This is a genomic window from Synechococcus sp. CCY 0621 (assembly GCF_019038465.1).
In the GTDB taxonomy this organism is placed as follows: Bacteria; Cyanobacteriota; Cyanobacteriia; order PCC-6307; family Cyanobiaceae; genus Cyanobium.
The window spans coordinates 1-1487 of the sequence record NZ_JAFKRH010000049.1; the positions used below are offsets into that span (position 1 = coordinate 1).

The window sequence follows — 1487 nt, forward strand, 5'->3', positions numbered from 1 at the left end:
GCGTTGAGGAATTCGCCGCGGGCATCAGCCTGAGCAACGACCTTGGTGAAGGCGTCGAACATTGAGTTAGCTCCTGTTCTCGACGTCGAACGTCGGGCTTTGGGTGGGTAAGGGGGGTGGGAACGCCAAGGACGTTCACCTGTGCTGGGCACGGACCTATTGTCAGAAAGAATCGCCCCAGGATCCGTGAAGTTTACAAAGGGTCATCCGTCGTGGCTCGATTTCTCTGGCTGACTGCAGTCGTAGGGCCGTTGGGTACGCCATTGCCCCTCTCATCTGTGCCTTGCTGAACAATCGACACCACGCTCTCCTGATGCGCGTGCATGCAGACGGGCCATGAAAAACCCCCTTCGGCGTGATGCCGAGGGGGTGAAGTCGTGGAGGAGTACCCAGCGAGGTTGCGGTCAGTTCACCGGGCTCACGCTGGCGACCCGCCCACCTTGGCGATGGATCATCTGCTGGGCCTCGAGCAGCTTGTTGAAGGGCACGAAGCGAACGGTGTTGCTGCGCTTGTGCAGGCGGTACTCGCTCAGTCCGGTGACTTCAATGCGATACACCTTGGCCTTCTGGCCGATTCCCTTGGCCATCTTGGTGATCGATTCATTGGCCACCCGGCTGGGCTGGTAGGCCGAACCCTTGGCGTTGGGGCTCACCACCGGAACGGCGCGGTCCTGGTGCAGGGCTTTGCCGAGTCGGAAGTTGGTGCCGGCGGTATCCCCTTTCACCGAAGCGGCGGCGCCCCGGGCCAGTTGCATCAGCCAGGAGAACTGACGCCCCTGCTGACCGGCTGAGTAGTCCCAACCCGTCAGATAGGGGACGACTTCTTCCCCGAAGCGCTCCTGATATTCAGCACTGTCGATATAGGAATCGATCTCGGCTTCCACACCCTCTTCCTGCAGAATGGTGAAGTGATGCAGCATCTCCGCTTTGTTCTGGGGGGCGCGGCCCAGCAGATGCTTGAAGTTCAGCTCGATGAAATGGTAGGGATTGCAGTTCTCGAAGAACTTCGACCGGTACAGACCGCTCTTGGCCACGGCGCGGACGAATTCGCGCACACTCAGATAGCCGTTACGGAACAGGGACTCGGCACCCTCAAGGCGCTCGCTCTCCATGATGTATTGACGACCGAGCACCTGCTGATAAACCGTGCGGATGATGGTGGTCTTGTCCTGATCGGACGCATTCGACCAGTTTTCCTTGTTGCGGTCGTTCGCGAAGCGTTCGATGCCCAGATAGGGCGCATTGACGAGGGTCATGGATGGCGGGCCAGAAGGGGGGAGGACTGCACGCGTACGGTGCACCGTTCCGATCTTATGAGGAAGTCAGCACAGGATTTCGCCAGACGGTTCGATCGTTACAGCGCCCGAGCCCAGGCGGGCCTCCGCTATGCGAATCGGGCCAAAAAAAAGGGTCCCGGAAGGGACCCAGAGGAATCGAAGAGCGAAGCGACTCAAACGAGGGCGCTGATGGCGTAATCGATGTAGTTG

1 protein-coding gene is annotated in these 1487 nt (G+C 59.7%); it reads right to left on the minus strand.

What is annotated here, in order from left to right; translation table 11 throughout:
* Positions 1-404: 404 nt before the first annotated feature.
* Complete coding sequence (locus KUG43_RS15915) at positions 405-1256, minus strand: phycobilisome rod-core linker polypeptide (RefSeq protein WP_216910707.1); 852 nt, start codon at positions 1254-1256, stop codon at positions 405-407.
* Between the last annotated feature and the right edge of the window lie 231 nt (positions 1257-1487).

What these genes read in the sequence shown, in the direction of transcription:
- KUG43_RS15915 (WP_216910707.1), bottom strand. Translation starts at nt 1,256, where the DNA reads ATGACCCTCGTCAATGCGCCCTATCTGGGCATCGAACGCTTCGCGAAC.